At 73.5% G+C, this 16,736-nt stretch carries 18 protein-coding genes; 11 read left to right on the top strand and 7 right to left on the bottom strand.

Annotated features, from left to right (window positions below; genetic code table 11):
• The first annotated feature begins 70 nt into the window (after positions 1–70).
• Positions 71–1,378: an MFS transporter gene (locus tag AC3A5R_RS06040; protein WP_487619822.1), complete on the top strand. Its 1,308-nt coding sequence runs from the start codon at positions 71–73 to the stop codon at positions 1,376–1,378.
• A gap of 6 nt (positions 1,379–1,384) precedes the next feature.
• On the opposite strand, the gene AC3A5R_RS06035 is transcribed toward AC3A5R_RS06040, so the two are convergent.
• From AC3A5R_RS06035 to AC3A5R_RS06020, 4 genes are read right to left on the bottom strand one after another with little or no spacing between them, the layout of a single operon-like run.
• On the bottom strand, positions 1,385–2,461 hold the full coding sequence (locus tag AC3A5R_RS06035; protein ID WP_487619821.1) for an ABC transporter ATP-binding protein: 1,077 nt from the start codon (positions 2,459–2,461) through the stop codon (positions 1,385–1,387).
• The gene (locus AC3A5R_RS06030) at positions 2,458–3,243 is read right to left on the bottom strand and encodes an ABC transporter permease (protein ID WP_487619820.1); all 786 of its coding nucleotides are present in this window, start codon (positions 3,241–3,243) and stop codon (positions 2,458–2,460) included. The genes AC3A5R_RS06035 and AC3A5R_RS06030 overlap by 4 nt, the downstream gene beginning before the upstream one ends.
• 37 nt (positions 3,244–3,280) lie before the next feature.
• Complete coding sequence (modA, locus tag AC3A5R_RS06025; protein ID WP_487619819.1) at positions 3,281–4,081, bottom strand: molybdate ABC transporter substrate-binding protein; 801 nt, start codon at positions 4,079–4,081, stop codon at positions 3,281–3,283.
• Positions 4,078–4,473: a TOBE domain-containing protein gene (locus AC3A5R_RS06020; RefSeq protein WP_487619818.1), complete on the bottom strand. Its 396-nt coding sequence runs from the start codon at positions 4,471–4,473 to the stop codon at positions 4,078–4,080. The genes modA and AC3A5R_RS06020 overlap by 4 nt, the downstream gene beginning before the upstream one ends.
• A gap of 198 nt (positions 4,474–4,671) precedes the next feature.
• Between AC3A5R_RS06020 and AC3A5R_RS06015 the strand changes: the two genes are divergently transcribed.
• The 4 genes from AC3A5R_RS06015 (at position 4,672) to gabT (ending at position 7,744) form a co-directional block, all read left to right on the top strand.
• Positions 4,672–5,061: an ArsR/SmtB family transcription factor gene (locus AC3A5R_RS06015; protein ID WP_487619817.1), complete on the top strand. Its 390-nt coding sequence runs from the start codon at positions 4,672–4,674 to the stop codon at positions 5,059–5,061.
• Positions 5,058–5,567 carry an SRPBCC family protein gene (locus AC3A5R_RS06010; RefSeq protein ID WP_487619816.1) on the top strand — a complete coding sequence of 170 codons (510 nt, stop codon included), beginning with the start codon at positions 5,058–5,060 and terminating at the stop codon, positions 5,565–5,567. The genes AC3A5R_RS06015 and AC3A5R_RS06010 overlap by 4 nt, the downstream gene beginning before the upstream one ends.
• A 5-nt stretch (positions 5,568–5,572) precedes the next feature.
• Positions 5,573–6,013, top strand: coding sequence for a VOC family protein (locus AC3A5R_RS06005; protein WP_487619815.1), 441 nt, complete (start codon positions 5,573–5,575; stop codon positions 6,011–6,013).
• A 393-nt stretch (positions 6,014–6,406) separates the two neighbouring features.
• Complete coding sequence (gene gabT, locus AC3A5R_RS06000; RefSeq protein WP_487619814.1) at positions 6,407–7,744, top strand: 4-aminobutyrate--2-oxoglutarate transaminase; 1,338 nt, start codon at positions 6,407–6,409, stop codon at positions 7,742–7,744.
• A gap of 100 nt (positions 7,745–7,844) precedes the next feature.
• On the opposite strand, the gene AC3A5R_RS05995 is transcribed toward gabT, so the two are convergent.
• The 3 genes from AC3A5R_RS05995 to AC3A5R_RS05985 form a co-directional block, all read right to left on the bottom strand.
• Positions 7,845–9,257 (bottom strand): ferredoxin reductase family protein, encoded by a 1,413-nt coding sequence (locus AC3A5R_RS05995; protein WP_487619813.1) that lies wholly within the window; start codon positions 9,255–9,257, stop codon positions 7,845–7,847.
• 190 nt (positions 9,258–9,447) lie between these two features.
• On the bottom strand, positions 9,448–10,272 hold the full coding sequence (locus AC3A5R_RS05990; RefSeq protein WP_487619812.1) for an SGNH/GDSL hydrolase family protein: 825 nt from the start codon (positions 10,270–10,272) through the stop codon (positions 9,448–9,450).
• Positions 10,269–10,946 (bottom strand): uracil-DNA glycosylase, encoded by a 678-nt coding sequence (locus AC3A5R_RS05985; RefSeq protein WP_487619811.1) that lies wholly within the window; start codon positions 10,944–10,946, stop codon positions 10,269–10,271. Before AC3A5R_RS05985 ends, AC3A5R_RS05990 begins: the two co-directional genes overlap by 4 nt.
• 44 nt (positions 10,947–10,990) lie before the next feature.
• Here AC3A5R_RS05985 and AC3A5R_RS05980 point away from each other — a divergent pair, with 44 nt between their 5' ends.
• The 6 genes from AC3A5R_RS05980 (at position 10,991) to AC3A5R_RS05955 (ending at position 16,551) form a co-directional block, all read left to right on the top strand.
• Positions 10,991–12,157, top strand: coding sequence for an N-acetylglucosamine-6-phosphate deacetylase (locus tag AC3A5R_RS05980; protein WP_487619810.1), 1,167 nt, complete (start codon positions 10,991–10,993; stop codon positions 12,155–12,157).
• Between the two features lie 25 nt (positions 12,158–12,182).
• The gene (locus AC3A5R_RS05975; protein ID WP_487619809.1) at positions 12,183–12,830 is read left to right on the top strand and encodes an HAD family hydrolase; all 648 of its coding nucleotides are present in this window, start codon (positions 12,183–12,185) and stop codon (positions 12,828–12,830) included.
• Positions 12,831–12,884: 54 nt separating this feature from the next.
• The gene (locus AC3A5R_RS05970) at positions 12,885–14,246 is read left to right on the top strand and encodes a pyridoxal phosphate-dependent decarboxylase family protein (RefSeq protein ID WP_487619808.1); all 1,362 of its coding nucleotides are present in this window, start codon (positions 12,885–12,887) and stop codon (positions 14,244–14,246) included.
• 341 nt (positions 14,247–14,587) lie between these two features.
• Entirely contained in the window at positions 14,588–14,887 is a 300-nt protein-coding gene (gene napA, locus AC3A5R_RS05965; RefSeq protein WP_487619807.1) for a nucleoid-associated protein NapA, read from the top strand.
• Between the two features lie 138 nt (positions 14,888–15,025).
• On the top strand, positions 15,026–15,490 hold the full coding sequence (locus tag AC3A5R_RS05960; RefSeq protein WP_323101938.1) for a GNAT family N-acetyltransferase: 465 nt from the start codon (positions 15,026–15,028) through the stop codon (positions 15,488–15,490).
• Positions 15,487–16,551, top strand: coding sequence for a P1 family peptidase (locus AC3A5R_RS05955; protein ID WP_487619806.1), 1,065 nt, complete (start codon positions 15,487–15,489; stop codon positions 16,549–16,551). The genes AC3A5R_RS05960 and AC3A5R_RS05955 overlap by 4 nt, the downstream gene beginning before the upstream one ends.
• Positions 16,552–16,736 lie beyond the last annotated feature (185 nt).

Below are 16,736 nucleotides of genomic sequence, written 5' to 3'. Positions count from 1 at the left end.
GGGACGCATCGGACGGGCGGGCCGGACAAACGCGGTGCGCGGCACCCGTGACGGGTCTTACGCTCGGCGCGTGCCGGGAGTGCCGAGCGTGCCGAACCTCCTGCTGCGGCCGCTGCGCCCGGCCGACGCGAGACGCACCTTCTACGCCCTGACGGCGGTCAGCGCGTTCGCGTTCTCGCTCTGCTTCACGCTCAACCTCGTCTTCCAGTACCGCGTCATCGGCCTCGACCCGTTCCAGATGGTGCTCGTCGGCACGGTGCTCGAGGTCACCTGCTTCCTCTTCGAGGTGCCGACCGGTGTCGTGGCCGACCTCGTGAGTCGCCGCCTGTCGGTCATCATCGGCTTCTTCCTCATCGGCATCGGCTTCGCGTTCGAGGGCGTCGTCGCGACGTTCGCCGCCGCCGTCGTCGGCAACGTCGTGTGGGGCATCGGCTACACGTTCACCTCGGGTGCGCTCCAGGCCTGGATCACCGACGAGGTGGGGGAGGAGGCCGTCGGGCCGGTCTTCACCCGCGAGACCCAGGTCGACCTCGGCGCGAGCGTCGTCGGCACGCTCGCCGCCGGCGCACTGGGGCTGCTCGCGCTGCGCGTGCCGGTCGTCGTGGCCGGGGTCGTGCTCATGGGGCTCGCCGTCGGCCTGCTGCTCGTCATGCCCGAGCGCCACTTCCACCCGACGCCTCGCGGCGACCGGGAGACCTTCGCCCACCTGCGCGCCCAGCTCGTCGGCGGCCTCCGCGTGGCCCGGCACCGACGCGTCGTGCGCGCCTTCCTGCTCGTCAGCCTCCTCGTCGGCCTGTCGAGCGAGGTCTTCGACCGGCTCTGGCGGGTACGGCTGCTCGACACCTTCGCGATGCCGGAGGTCTTCGGTGGCGACGAGGCGCTCGCGTTCACCGCGTTCGCCCTCGTGGGAACGCTGATCTCGCTCGCGGCCTCGCTGGCCAGCGGCCGGTGGCTGCCGCGGCGGTTCGTCGACGAGCACCCGGCCGTGCCGGTCGTCGTCGCGGTGTCGGCCCAGGTGCTGGCCGTCGTCGGCGTGGCCGTGCTCGGCAACCTGTGGCTCGTCCTCGCCTGCGTCTGGCTGCGGGGCGCCGGCCAGGCCTTCGCCGGCCCGATCCAGGCCGCCTGGCTCAACCGCAACCTCGAGTCGGGCACCCGGGCGACCGTCCTGTCGATGAACGGCCAGGCCGACGCCATCGGCCAGGTCGCGGGCGGGCCCCCGCTCGGGGCGCTGGCGTCGTGGGCCTCGATCCCGGTGGCGCTGCTCGTGGCCGCCGTCGTGCAGGCGCCGTCGGTGCTCGCGTTCCTGCGGGTGCGCCGCAGCACCGGCCGGCCCGACGCCGAGCCGGTCGGCGACGTGGCCCCTGCTCCCGCAACGTGACCCGGGTCAGCGGGGGTAGGTGCGCACCTCGGTGGCCTTGACCGCGGCCCACAGCTGATCGCCGACGCGGATGCCGAGGCCGGCCACCGACTCGAGCGTCACCTCGGCCGTCAGGGCGAGGTCGCCCTCGAGCCCGACACGGGCCGACTGGCCCTGCATCGTCACCGACGCCACCCGCAGCGGCCACGTGTTGCGCGGTGAGCCGTCGGGCCGTGAGCGGTGCAGCGCGACGCCCTGCGGCGGGACCGTCGCCCACACCGGCCCCTCCGTGGGGTCGGTCGTCACGAGGAGCGCACCGGTCGGCGTCGTGACGTGACCGTGCGAGTCGCCTTGTCCCGCATAGAGGTTGAGCCCGACTACGGTGGCCACGTAGTGGCTGCGCGGCTCGCCGAGCACCTCGGCCGGCGTGCCGGCCTGCGACACGCGTCCGTCCTCGACGAACACGAGGTGGTCGGCGAGCGTCAGGGCGTCGAGCGGGTCGTGGGTGACGAGGACGGTGACACCGTCGTAGCCGGCGAGTCGTGCCGCGAGGTCGCTGCGCGTGCGGGCGCGGGTGTCGGGGTCGAGGGCAGCCAGCGGCTCGTCGAGCAGGAGCAGCGACGGGTCGGTGGCCAGGGCCCGGGCCAGCGCGACCCGGGCCTGCTGGCCCGAGGACAGCTCGCGCGGGTGCGCGTCGGCGCGATCGGCGAGGCCGACGCGTCGCAGCTCGTCGACGGCCCGCTCGCGGGCCGTGTGCCGGTCGACGCCGCGGCTGCGCGGACCGTACGCGACGTTGTCGACGGCGCGCAGGTGGGGGAACAGGAGGCTGTCGGCGAGCATGAGGCCGACCGCGCGCTGCTCGGGCGGGACTCGTCGGTCGCCGTCGTCCCAGACCTGCGCACCGACGCGGACGTGCCCCGCCTCGAGGGGCAGCACCCCGGCGAGCGCGAGGACGGTCGTCGTCTTGCCACCGCCGTTCGGGCCGAGCACGCCGATGACCTGCCCGGGCTCTGCCGACAGTGCGACGTCGACCTCGGTCTGCCCGCGGCGCAGGCGGACCCTGGCGTCGAGGTGGCCGGAGCCCCGCGGCGTCGGGGCGCTCACCGCAGCCACCGCCCGCGGAGCACGCCGAGCACGAGGACGCTCACACCGAGCAGCAGGATCGAGATCGAGATGGCCACCTGCGGGTCGCGCTCGAGCTCGACGTAGACGAGCAGGGGGAGGGTCTGGGTGCGGCCCTGGAAGTTGCCGGCGAAGGTGATCGTCGCGCCGAACTCGCCGAGCGCACGGGCCCACGCGAGCGCGAGCCCGCTCGCGATGCCCGGCAGCACGAGCGGGATGCCGACGGTGCGCAGGTAGCGCAGGTCGCTCGCCCCGAGGGTGCGGGCCACCGACTCCAGGCGCGGGTCGAGCCCGCGCATCGCGCCCTCGACGGCGAGCACGTAGTACGGCATCGCGACGAACGTCTCGGCGAGCACGACCGCGACCGTCGTGAACGGGATCTGGATGCCGAACGGCGAGAGGTACTGTCCGAGAAGGCCGCCGCGGCCCCACGTCATGAGCAGGGCCATGCCGCCGACCACCGGGGGCAGCACGAGCGGCACCGTGAGCAGGGCGCGCAGCCAGCTCGTGGCGGTGCTGTCCGAACGCGCCAGGAGCCACGCGAGCGGCGTGCCGAGCAACAGGCACAGGACCGCGGTGCACGACGTCGTCGTCAACGACAGCCGCAGGGCCGGCAGCACCGTCGGCGTCGCGAGGTCGGACGGGATGCGCGCCCAGTCGGCCCTCAGCAGCAGGGCCACGAGGGGCACGACGAGCAACAGCAGCGCGAGCGCCGCCGGCACGCCGAGGGCCACGCGCGAGCGCCACCGTCCGCCCTGCCTCATGTCACGTCATCCTGCCCGCGTGGGACGGGCCCGGCGCTCAGGGCGCGCCGAACCCGAACGACTGCACCGTCGCCAGACCCTTGGAGCTGAGGACGTACGCGACGAAGGCCTTCGTGGCGGCGTCGTCGGTCAGGGTGATGACGGGGTAGTCGAGCGTCGTGTTGTCCTCGGCCGGGATCTCGACGCCCTCGACCGCGTCCTTGGCCGACACGACGTCGGAGTGGTAGACGACGGCGGCGTCGGCCTCGCCGAGCTTGACCTTGGCCAGCGTCGCCTTGACGTCGACCTCCTTGCTCACGATGTTGGGCGTGATGCCGGCCTTGGTGAAGACCTTCTGGGCCGCCTTGCCGCACGGCACGGTGTCGGCGCAGAGCACGACCTTGACGTCGGGCCTGGCGAGGTCGGCGAGCGAGGAGACCTTGGCCGGGTTGCCGGGCGGGACGGCGATCTCGAGGACGTTGGTCGCGAAGCTCTTCGTGCCCTTGACGAGGCTCTTGTCGAGCGGGTCGGCCGCTGAGGTGCCGGCGAGGGCGAGCACCGACGCGGGGGCGCCGTTGTTCGCCTGCTGCACGAGCGTCGCGCTCGAGCCGTAGGAGGTCTCGACGCCGACGCCGGGGTTGGCGGCCTCGAAGTCCTTCTTCAGCTGGTCGAAGGACTCGGTGAGCGAGGCGGCCGCGAGGACCGTGACGGTCCCCTGGAGGGAGGCCGCCGAGGCACCGGACCTCCCCGGCTGTCCGGTGCCGTCGGCGGTCGAGGGGGTGCTGCTGCCGCACGCGGCGAGCACGAGGGCCGCGAGCACGGGGACCGCGGGGAGCAGGGCGGCACGGGTCCGGTTCATGCGGGCACCTCCACGACGACGTGCGTGGACTTGACCGATGCCACCGCGACCGAGCCGACCTCGAGGCCGAGGTCGTCGACGGACTCGCTCGACAGCAGGGAGACGATGCGGAACGGGCCGCACTGCATCTCGACCTTGGCCATGACGGTGTCCGTGGTGATGGCGGTGATGATGCCGCGCATCCGGTTGCGGGCGGACGCGCCCCCGATGGCGCCGACCGCAGCCGGATGCGCGAGCTCCTGGGCGACGGCGGCCAGCTGCGCGCCGTCGACGGTGCGACGGCCGGCCTCGTCGGTGCCTCCCGCGAGGCGTCCGGCGTCGACCATCCTTCGGACGGTGTCGTCGGAGACGCCGAGCAGGGCGGCGGCCTCGGTGATGCGCAGGTGCGGCATGAGAACGACTCTACACACGCATCTGCGTAGTCGCACACGCTCCCGCGCGCCGCGCGCGCCACCCAGGGTCTCCGGGTCGACCCCCCACCTGCTCGATCGGGACAGCGACCGATCGCCGTCTCGATCGGAGAGGGGGTTGACGTGCCGGCTGGTCGGGCGTTTAATCAACGTATCGATTGATCAAGGAGTTGGTTGACAATGATCCTCTCGCCGGTCTCCGAGGCCGACCTCGACCGCGCCTTCGCGGCCCTGGCCGACCCGGTGCGGCGCGCCATCATCGCCCGCCTCAGCCGGGGCGCCGCGACCGTCAACGAGCTCGCCGAACCGTTCTCGATCAGCAAGCAGGCCGTGAGCAAGCACATCCAGGTGCTCGAGTCCGCCGGACTCGTGAGTCGGACCCGCGACGCGCAACGGCGTCCGGTCCACCTCGAGGCCGCCCGGCTCGAGGCCCTGACGGCCTGGATCGACCGTTACCGCCTCGTCGCCGAGCAGCGCTTCCGCAGCCTCGACGCCGTCCTGGCGCGCACCACGAGCAGTACCGACACCTCCACCAACCAGCAGGACACCACCGAGGAGCACCAGACATGAGCAACCCGCTGAACATCGACGCCCCCGCCGGCGTGCCGTGGATCGACTTCACGCGCGAGTTCGACGCCCCCGTCGAGGCCGTCTTCAACGCCCACCGCGACCCGGAGCTCGTCCGCCAGTGGCTCGGCCCGCGCGGCTACGAGATGGTCATCGACCACTGGGACTTCACCTCCGGCGGCGGCTACCGCTACACCCACCGCGACGGTGACAACGTCTACGGCTTCCGGGGCACGTTCCACACCGTCCGCGACAACGAGCTCGCCATCCAGACCTTCGAGTTCGAGGGCGCCCCCGACGAGGTCGCCATCGAGTTCATGCGCTTCGTCGACCTCGGTGACGGCCGCTGCCGGCTCGAGGGCCACAGTGTCGGCCCCACGGTCGAGGGTCGCGACATGATGATCCAGAGCGGGATGGAGAAGGGTATGGTCGAGGGCTACGAGCGCCTCGACGAGCTCGTCGCAGCCTCCTCCAGCACGCCCGCCGACGCCTCGGCGACGCAGGGCTGAGCGCCGTGGACTGGACCCTCGAGGTCGTCATCGTCCCGGTCAGCGACCTCGACGCCGCGATCGCCTTCTACCGCGACCAGGTCGGGTTCCACCTCGACCACGACACGAAGAACGAGCACATGCACGTCGCCCAGCTGACGCCGCGCGGCTCCGGCTGCTCGATCGTCGTCGGCAACATCCCCGCCCAGCAGGAGATGGCGCCGGGATCGCTCAAGGGCGTCCAGCTCGTCGTCGCCGATGCCGAGGCGGCCCGAGCCGAGCTCGTGTCGCGCGGCGTCGAGTGCTCGGAGGTCCAGGTCATCGACCCTCGCGACGGTGGCACGTTCTTCGGGTTCGCCGACCCGGACGGCAACACCTGGGCGGTCCAGCAGATCCAGGCCCGCGCCGATCGCCCGCTCATCCCCGCCGACCACCGCGGCCGCTTCGGTGAGGGCGTCGAGCTGTAACCGCCGGCCGGCGGCACGACGACAGGGTGTGCCGCCGGCCATGCAACGCCAAGCAGGCCTCGCGGCCGGGCTCGTCGACGAGATCTCGCTCCACCTCGCGCCGCGACTCGTCGGCGCGGCACGCCCCTGTTCGAGGGGCTCGACCTGGGCCACGTCGAGCTCGAGCTCCTCGACTGCACGAGCGCGCCGGAGGCGGTCCACCTGCTCTACCGGGTGGTCGGCCGGCCCGAGGCCGTGGACTGAGCCGCAGAACCGAACGACGCGTTCGGTCGTGGACGATGCGATGAACCGCGGACTCCGTGACCGAACGCGTCGCTCGCGCACGGAATGAGTGGTATCGGCTGCACCCACCCCGCTTTCGGGAACGCACCTTCGGGCGGCATACTGACGCGCATGAGCAGCGTCCCCCAGCAGCGCGTCCTCCGGACCGCGATCCCCGGCCCCCGCTCGGTCGAGCTCCAGCAGCGCAAGACGGCCGCCGTGTCCGCCGGTGTCTCCACCGGTCTGCCGGTGTACGTCGAGAAGGCCGGCGGGGGCATCCTCGTCGACGCCGACGGCAACCAGCTCATCGACTTCGGGTCGGGCATCGCCGTCACGACCGTCGGCAACGCCGCCCCGCGCGTCGTCGAGCGGGTCACCGAGCAGGTGCAGGACTTCACCCACACGTGCTTCATGGTGACGCCGTACGAGGAGTACCTCGAGGTCGCCGAGGCCCTCAACGAGCTGACCCCCGGCGACCACGAGAAGCGCTCCGCGCTCTTCAACTCCGGCGCCGAGGCCGTCGAGAACGCCGTCAAGGTGGCTCGCCACTACACCGGGCGCAACGCGGTCGTCGCGTTCGACCACGCCTACCACGGTCGCACCAACCTGACGATGGCGCTGACGGCGAAGAACATGCCGTACAAGCACAAGTTCGGCCCCTTCGCCGGCGAGGTCTACCGCGCGCCGATGAGCTACCCGTACCGCTGGCCGGGCGGCCCCGCCGACTGCGCCAAGGAGTCGTTCGACGTCTTCGTCTCGCAGGTGCACGCGCAGGTGGGCGAGGAGAACCTCGCGGCCGTCATCCTCGAGCCGATCCAGGGCGAGGGCGGCTTCATCGTGCCGGCGCCGGGCTTCGTCAAGCAGGTCGCCGAGTGGTGCCGCGAGAACGGCATCGTCTTCATCGCCGACGAGGTGCAGACCGGCTTCTGCCGCACCGGCGACTGGTTCGCCAGCGAGCACGAGGACGTCGTCCCAGACCTCATCACGACGGCCAAGGGCATGGCCGGCGGCCTGCCCCTCGCCGGGGTCACGGGCCGCGCCGAGATCATGGACGCCGTCCACGGGGGTGGCCTCGGCGGCACCTACGGCGGCAACCCCGTCGCGTGCGCGTCGGCCCTCGGCGCCATCGAGACCATGAAGGCCGACGACCTCTGCGGCCGCGCCAAGCAGGTGGAGGCGCTCTTCCGGCCCCGGCTCGAGGCGCTCGCCGCGAGGTACCCGCAGATCGGCGACATCCGCGGCCGCGGCGCCATGCTCGCGGTCGAGCTCGTCAACGGCGAGGGCGACCTCACCCCGAACGCCGCCCTCACCGGCGCCGTCAACAGGGCGTGCCACGCCGCCGGTCTCGTGACCCTGACGTGTGGTACGTACGGCAACGTCTTCCGCTTCCTGCCGCCGCTCGCCGCCGGCGACGACCTGCTCGCCGAGGGCCTCGACGTCTTCGAGGAGGCGTTCGCCGCCAGCGTCTGACAGGCTGTACGACGCATCGAGGCCGACCCGCGTTCGTGGCGGGTCGGTCTCTGCGCGTCCGGGCTCCCGCGCCGGACGAGCCCGCCGGTGCCATCGCCGCTCAGACGACGTCGAACAGCTCGGTGTGGATGTGCCGCGACGGCGCGCCCCGGTCGCTGACGATGCGCGTCGCGGCCGCGACCATCGGGCCCGGCCCGCAGATGAAGTAGTCGACGCGCTCCTTCCTGCGTCGGGTCGGCAACGCGGCCTCGAGCGTCTCCTTCGTGAAGCGTCCGACCTCGCCCTCCCACTCCTGCGGCGGCTCCTCGAGGATCTCGACGAGCTGCAGGTCGAGCTGCTCCTCGAGGTGCTCGCTGTCGGCGCGGTGCAGCATGTCGTCCGCGGTGCGCCCGGCCACGACGAGCAGCACCGGGCGCCGGTCGCCGCGGGCGGCCAGGGTGCGCAGCATGCTGAGCATCGGGGTGATGCCGACGCCACCTGCGATGAGGACGAACCGGTCCGAGCGCAGCCCGTCGAGGGTGAAGGCGCCGTGCGGCCCGTCGAGGAAGACGTGCCGGCCCGGCCGGAGCCCCGCGACGATCTCGCTGAAGTCGCCCAGGCCCTTGATCGTGAACTCCTTGCGCCACGGCTCGGTGGCGTCGGAGGAGATGGTGAACGGGTGCTCCTCGAAGACGAACGGCGAGGCGCCGATCTTGAGCCAGGCGAACTGCCCTGGCCGGAACGGCACCCCGCGGTGCCCGACGGCCCGCAGCACCAGCGTCGTGGCCCCGGGCGCCGGGTGGCGCACCTCGTCGACCACGTACCTGTTGCGGAGGGCCCGCAACGGTCGCCAGACCCAGCGGTGGGCGACGGCCAGCAGCATCGCGACGCCGAGGGCCATCAGCCAGTAGCGGGTCTGGTCCCAGCGCGTCAGGTCCTGCAGCCACAGCACGTGCAGCGCCGTCGCGACCAGCGCGACGTTGGCGAGGAGCACGTGCACGAGCCGCCAGCCCTCGTAGCGGGGCCGGCGCCGGCGGCGGGTCAGCCCGAGCGTCACGAGGCCGATGAGCGCGAGCGTCGCGATGCTCGCCGCCCACACGCGGGGCGGGGCGGTGCGCAGGTCGAGGACGCCGACGCCCGGTCCCGGGCGCAGCAGCACCGCGACGACGTGGGCCAGCACGAGCCCGACGGCGATGAGCGCGAGCGCGCGGTGGCTGCGCAGGAGACGCTCCACGCCGAGGTAGCCCGTGATCGGCCGGAAACGGCTCGGCAGGACGAACGTCAGGAGCAGCAGCGAGGCCGCCGCGAGCGCTGCGACGAGGGACGTGACCCGCCAGAAGCCCTGGTGCGACGACTCGGGGGCCGTCCAGAGGATCCGCAGCGGCACCCCGATGGCGGCGATGACGAGCAGCACCCACGCCACGGGGGCGAGGAGTCGCCGGGTCGCGCCGCCCCGGAGGCGTCGCGGGGCCGCGCTCGAAGGCGTCTGGGCGGGCAGTGACGCCGCGTCCTCGGACGCCGGCTCGCGGTGCACGGCGGCTCCTTCCCGCGCCGCGCTGCGTCCCGTCGGCGTCCGCGCACGGTGCGACAGCGGCAGCCTAGGAGCGCCGCTCCGTGCAGGACTTCAAGCCAGTGTTAAGCCCGGTTTAAGGCGGCGGTGACGGACCGCCACGGTTCGGGCGCATCGGGCGAAACGCCTGCGCCGCAGGGGTTCTCGCCGTCGGTCAGTCCGGCTCGACGGGCGTGACGTCGGGGCGCTTGGCCGAGCGGTGGTCGCCGGAGGAGCGGCCCGTGAGGCGTCGGTGCACCCACGGCCCGACGTACTCCCGAGCCCACTGTGCGTTGGCCTGGAGCGCCTCACGGCGGCTGATCGGGGGAGCGGGGTCGAGCGGCGTCTCCCACCCGGCCTCGGACGGCGCATGACCGAGGGCCTCGAGCGCGGCGAGCGATACGCGTCGGTGCCCCTCGGGGGTCATGTGGATGCGGTCCTCGGACCACATCCGCCAGTCGCGCAGGGCGTGCAGGCCCCACTGGTCGATGACGTGGGCGCCGTTGCGGCGGGCGATGCTCCAGATGTTGGCCGAGTGGATCGCGGCGCGGCCGCGGGTGGCCTTGACCAGCGGCGCGTCGGCCGGGTCGACGGGGGTCGCCATGAGGACGTCGGCGCCGGTCGCGCGGATGCGGGCCACGGCCGCCTCGAGGCGCGCGGCGAGCCCGTCGAGGTCGGCCTTGGGCCGCAGGATGTCGTTGCCGCCGCCGACGATGCTGACGAGGTCGGGCTCGAGGGAGAGCGCGTCGTCGAGCTGCGGGCCCACGACGTCGGCGAGCTTGCGGCCCCGGACGGCGAGGTTGGCGTAGCCGAAGTCCTGCCCGGCGGCGGTGGCGATCCCGGACAGGTGGGCGGCGAGACGGTCGGCCCAACCGGCGAACTCACCGTCGTGCGCGAACGTCGGGTCGTCGTCGCACATGCCCTCGGTGAAGGAGTCGCCGATCGCGACGAAGCGCGTCCAGACGCGCGGCACGTGGACGCCGGGTGCGGGCTGGGTCATGTCAGGCTCCAGTCGATGGGGTCGGCCCCCTGCCCGGCGAGCAGCTCGTTGGTGCGGCTGAAGGGCCGCGACCCGAAGAAGCCCGACCGCGCCGAGAGCGGTGAGGGGTGGGCGGACTCGATGCGCGGCACGTCGCCGAGCATCGGCGCGAGCGACTGCGCCTGGCGGCCCCAGAGGATGGCGACGAGCGGGCCGCCTCGCTCGACGAGAGCCGAGATCGCCTGTGCCGTCACGGTTTCCCAGCCCTTGCCCTGGTGGCTCGCCGGCTTGCCGGGGCGCACCGTGAGCACGCGGTTGAGCAGCATGACGCCGCGCCCGAACCACGGCGAGAGGTCGCCGTTCGCCGGCGTGGGCAGGCGCAGGTCGGTGCCGAGCTCGGTGTAGATGTTCTGCAGCGAGCGCGGCACGGGGCGCACGTCGGGGGCGACGCTGAAGCTGAGGCCGACGGGGTGGCCGGGCGTCGGGTAGGGGTCCTGGCCGACGACGAGCACCCGCACGTCGGGCAGCGGCAGCGAGAAGGCCCGCAGCACGGAGTCACCGGCCGGCAGGTAGCCGCGACCGGCCTGGACCTCGCCGCGGAGGAACTCGCCCAGGGTGGTGATGGTGTTGGCGACGGGTTCGAGGGCGGGCACCCAGGTCGGGTGGACGAGCTCGCTCAGGGGTCGCGCTGGCACGGCCACACGCTACCCCCGTGCCCGGTGCGACAGAATCGACCCCGATGGACCTCACACTGCGCGGCCCCGCCCTCGTCGGCGACACCGTCCTGCCCGACGTCCTCGTCCGGGTCGAGGGGGAGCGGATCACCGCGGTCACCCCGCTGGCCCCCGGTGTCGACCCGCCCGCCGACGCCCGTGGCGCCGAACGCGTCGACGGCACCCTGCTGCCCGGCTTCGTCGACATCCACTGCCACGGCGGCGGCGGTGCGGCCTTCACCGACCTGCGCGACGCCGCGGCAGAGGCCACGGCGCGCCACCACCACGAGCGCGGCTCGACGAGCGTCGTCGCGAGCCTCGTGACGATGACCCCCGCCGACCTCGAGCGCGGCGTCGCGATGCTGGCCGAGCTCGCCGACGACGGCCTCGTCGACGGCATCCACCTCGAGGGCCCGTGGCTGGCCGAGGCTCGGTGCGGCGCGCACGACCCGATGCTGCTGCGCGACCCCTCGCTCGCCGAGGTCGAGCGGCTCCTGCACCTGGCCCGCGGCCACCTGCGCCAGGTGACGCTCGCGCCCGAGCGCACCCACGGCCTCGACGCCGTGCGCTGGTTCACCGACGCCGGGGTGCACGCCGCCGTCGGCCACACGACCGCCACGTTCGCGCAGGTCGAGCAGGCCCTGGCGGCCGGCGCCGACCTCGCGACCCACCTGTTCAACGGGATGGACCCGTGGCACCACCGCGAGCCCGGCGCCGTCGCCGCGATGCTGCGGGCCGCCGCCCGCGGGGCCGCCACCGTCGAGCTCATCGCCGACGGCGCGCACGTCTCCGACGACACGATGCTCACCGTGCTCGACCTCGTCGGCGTCGACCGCGTCGCGTTCGTCTCCGACGCCATGGCGGCCGCCGGCGTCGGCGACGGCCGCTACGTGCTGGGCGGGCTCGACGTCGTCGTCCGTGACGCCGTGGCACGCCTGGCCCACGATCCGGACGGCTCGTCACCGGGCTCGATCGCCGGCGGCACGGCTCACGTCGCCGACGTCGTCGCCCGGGCCGTCGCGTCCGGCGTGCCGCTGTCGTCGGCTGCCCGCAGCGGGTCCCGAACTCCTGCAAGGGCGCTCGGTCTGGAGGGTCGCGGCGTGCTCGCCGAGGGGGCGCGCGCCGACCTCGTCGTCGTCGACGCGGCGGCCCGGGTGGAGCGGGTCATGCGCGCCGGGCGCTGGCTCGGCTGAGCACCACAGGCCCTAGGCTCGGCCGGTGACCTCTCCCCGCTGGACCACCGCCGTCTTCGACCTCGACGGCACCCTCGCAGACACGATCAACCTCATCGTGGAGTCGTACCAGCACGCGTTCCGCACGGTGCTCGGCCGCGAGGAGGACCCCACGGTCATCCGCTCGTGGATCGGCCGTCCGCTCATCAACGCCTTCCGCGACCACTCGCCCGAGCACGCCGACGAGCTCTACGCCACGTACCTGCAGTGGAACGCCGACAACACCGAGCGGCTCATCCGCGGCTACGACGGCGTGCGCGAGGTGCTCGGCGACCTCCGCGCCGCGGGCGTCCGCGTCGGGGTCGCCACGTCCAAGCGTCGCGAGTCCGCCCAGCAGGCGATGGACATCCTCGGGCTGTCCGAACACGTCGAGGACCTCGTGGCGATGGAGGACACCGAGCGCCACAAGCCGGACCCGACCCCGATCCTGCTCTGCCTCGAGCGCCTCGGCCGCGGGTCCAACGACGCCGTCTACGTCGGTGACGCCGTCGTCGACGTGCTCGCCGGCAAGGCCGCGGGCGTCGACACCCTCGCCGTCACGTGGGGCGCCGGGACGACCGAGGCGCTGTACGGCGTCCGGCCCACCGTCGTCGCCCAGGACGCGGCCGGGCTGCGCGAGGCGCTCCTCGGCTGATCCGCGCTCCGCCGGGGTGTCGGAGGACCCCCGGCGAGGCCCTAGCATCGGCGGGTGCACAGCTTCGACAAGGACGCCGACCACGTCGCCGTCGACAAGGTCCTGAGCTACGCGCGCGAGCGCCTCCTCATGGACCCGATCCCGCTCGACGGCGCCCAGACCGAGGAGTACCTCCACGCCGCGGTCGGCCAGACGATCACCCCGACGGGCCTCGGCTCGACGCGGGCCATGGAGCTCTTCGAGCACACGCTCGCCCCGGCCTGCCTGTCCACCGACCACCCGCGCTACCTCTCCTTCATCCCGTGCGCCCCGACGCGTGAGGCGGCGGCCTTCGACGTCGTCGTCGGCGCCTCGTCGGTCTACGGCGGCTCGTGGATGGAGGGTGCCGGCGCGATCTACGCCGAGAACCAGGCGCTGCGCTGGATCTCCGACCTCGTCGGCCTGCCCGAGTCGGCCGGGGGCGTCTTCGTGCCCGGTGGCACGGTGGGCAACCTGTCGGCGCTCGTCGTGGCCCGCCACACGGCCCGGGCCCGGGCCAGGGAGGCCGGCACGGGCGCGCGTCCGTACCGCATCGCCGCCACCGACAACGCCCACTCCTCGGTGGTGTCGATGGCCGCGGTCATGGACGCCGAGGTCGTCGGGGTGCCCGTCGACGAGAAGCTCCGCCTCACCGGCCCCGAGCTGCGCCAGGTCCTCGAGGAGCACGGCCCCGAGACGTTCTTCGCCGTCGTGGCCACGTCGGGCACGACGAACTTCGGCGTCGTCGACGACCTCGCGTCGGTGGCCGAGGTGTGCCGTGAGTACGGCATCTGGCTGCACGTCGACGGCGCGTACGGCGGCGCCGGGCTCGCCGCACCGTCGGTGCGCCACCTCTTCGCCGGCATCGAGCACGCCGACTCCTTCATCGTCGACCCGCACAAGTGGCTCTTCGCGCCGTTCGACTGCTGCGCGCTGATCTACCGCGACCCGCAGGTGGCGCGGGTCGCCCACACCCAGGAGGCCGGCTACCTCGACGTGCTGACCTCGGCGCCGGAGTGGAACCCGACCGACTACTCGATCGGCCTGACCCGCCGGGCCCGCGGGCTGCCGTTCTGGTACTCGCTCGCGGTGCATGGCACCGACGCCTACGTCGAGGCGATCGAGAGCACCCTCGAGGTGACCCGCTTCGCCGCCGACGAGATCGGCCGCCGGTCCTACCTCGAGGTCGTCCGCGAGCCGGACCTGTCGGTCGTCGTGTTCCGGCGTCTCGGCTGGGGTCCGGAGGACTACGCGGCGTGGACCGACCGGCTCCTCGGCCAGGAGTTCGCCTTCGTCGTGCCGACGACCTTCCGCGGCGAGACCCTGACGCGCTTCGCCATCGTCAACCCGCACACGACGAAGGAGGACGTGTCGGCGATCCTCGATACGATGTCCTGACGCCCGCCCGCCCGACGGCGGTTGGGAGGGGGCGTCCACCGTGTGACGTATGCGGCTCTTGAGGCTGTTGTGACCGGTGTGGCAGCGTTGTCGACATCGCCCCGCTGAATCCCGGTGACACCCCGGCGAGCCTCCCGCAGGCTGAATGACACCCCTGTCATTTGCGTCTAGGGTTGGCCCCGGAGCCAACGCAGCAGCACCCGTGCTGCTCACCGCCACCGGGGATGGGTCGGCACCGGCGCGGCCCGCCATCGGCGCAGCCGCACCGGAGCCCGGCTCCGCGGGGGTTGAGCGGAACAGCACAGCACGGACCGAGCCGCACGACGCGACGAGACGGGGACATGAGTACAGAACACGCCACGGCGCAGCCGCACCGCCACGACTCCGAGGGCGCCCTCAGCGACCGCGACCTCGAGATCCTGGCCTTCGAGCGCCAGTGGTGGAAGTACGCGGGCTCGAAGGAGCAGGCCATCAAGGAGCTCTTCGACATGAGCTCCACGCGCTACTACCAGGTGCTCAACGCCCTCCTCGACGACCCACAGGCCCTCGAGGCCGACCCGATGCTCATCAAGCGGCTGCGCCGGATGCGCGCCAGCCGCCAGCGCGCCCGCACGAGCCGGCGCCTCGGCATCAACGTCTGACGCGTCGCCCGACGGCCCCGCCCCTCTCTGGCCGTCCCCTGCCGTCCTCCTGAGAGCCGCCGGCTGTCCGCGGACGGGCTGCCGCGCGCCCGCGCGGACGTCCATGCCAGCGCCTCGCCCGCGTGGTTCACTTCCCCCATGGCCGAGGTGACGATCCGCCGCGCCGGGGCCGACGACGCGTTCATCGTCGCCGCGCTGCACCTGCAGTTCGCCCGCGAGCTGGGCATGCCGTCCGAGCCGGGCTACCTCGACCGGTTCGTCGACGCGTGGCTGCAGGAGCGGCCCGACCGCCCGACGTGGATCGCCGAGAGCCGTGGCGAGCACGCCGGCATCCTCGAGACCCGGCGCATCCGGGCCCTGCCCTGGCCGGGTCGGCGCGACGTCAGCTGGCTGCACGTCGGCGGACTCTTCGTCGCTCCCACGTGCCGCGACCGCGGCGTCGGGCGGGCGCTGACGGAGGCGATGATCGAGTGGTCACGCACGACCGATGTCAAGTGGATCCGCCTCAACGCCCCCGACGCGCAGGCCCAGGAGTTCTACGCGCGGCTCGGCTTCACCTCTCCGGGCACCCTCATGGAGTTCGACCTGCGGGACCCCTCGTGACCGCTCGCCCCGGTCCGACCAACTCGCTCGTCGACGTCGCCGGCCTGCGCGTCGGCCACGCCACGCGCGACGAGCCGGGCTGGCTCACCGGCACGACCGTCGTGCTGACACCGCCCGGCGGGGCCGTGGCCGGCGTCGACGTGCGGGGCGGCGGGCCCGGCACCCGCGAGACCGACCTGCTCGACCCGCGCAACCTCGTCGACCGCGTCGACGCCGTCGTTCTCGGTGGCGGCTCGGCACTCGGGCTGGCCGCCGCCGACGGGGTCGCCCGCGGCCTGCTCGCCGACGGCCGTGGCTGGCCGATGGGGGAGGGGCACGTCGTGCCGATCGTGCCGGGCGCCATCCTCTTCGACCTCGGCCGCGCCGGCACGTGGGAGCACCACCCGGGCGCCGACGAGGGCCGCGTCGCCTACGAGGCGGCCCGTGATGCGTCCGGCGAGGCGACCCCCGACCAGGGCTGCGTCGGTGCAGGCACCGGTGCCAAGGCCGGTGGCCTCAAGGGCGGGATCGGCGCGGCCAGCGTCGTGCTCGAGTCCGGAGTCACCGTGGCGGCGCTCGTGGCCGTCAACGCGGTCGGCTCGGCCGTCGACCCGACCACCGGGGCGATCCACGGCGTCCGGTACGGCCTCGACGACGAGTTCGCGGGGGTCGGCACACCGAGCCCGGAGGAGGTCGAGGCCGCCCGCGAGCGCGGCGACGCGCTCGCTGCCGCCCGGGTCGGGATGCCCGGCCTCGCCACGACGATCGGGGTCGTGGCCACCGACGCCACGCTGACGAAGGCCCACTGCGCCAAGCTCGCCGGCATCGGGCACGACGGCTTCGCCCGCGCGATCAAGCCCGTCCACACGCTCTTCGACGGCGACACCCTCTTCGCCCTCGCCACCGGCGCCGGCCCGGCGCCTGACCCCCTCGGGCTGACCCTGGTCATGGAGGCGGGGGCCGACTGCGTCGCGCGGGCGATCGCCCACGCGTTGCTCGCCGCGACGTCGGTCGACCGCACCGCCGACGGCGGCGTGGCCCTGCGGTCGTGGCGCGACGCCTTCCCGTCCGCGACGCGCTGAGTCCCGGTCCCCCGAGGGGCCGCAGGTCGTCGAGTGCCGGACGCCTCCGGCGTGCTCCGCAGCACGCCGGAGGCAGGAGCACCTAGCGGTATAGGACTCGAGCAGGTCGTCGCGCACCGCGCGGGAAAGGCCCCGGCGCAGACCGGCGAGCTCCTCGGGCGTGGGGTGAGCGCGCGAACTCTAGC

The organism is Intrasporangium sp. Soil_C_50 (assembly GCF_057656595.1).
The sequence above is the reverse complement of the archived record's forward strand: the minus strand, read 5'-3'. Positions and strand labels throughout refer to the sequence as shown.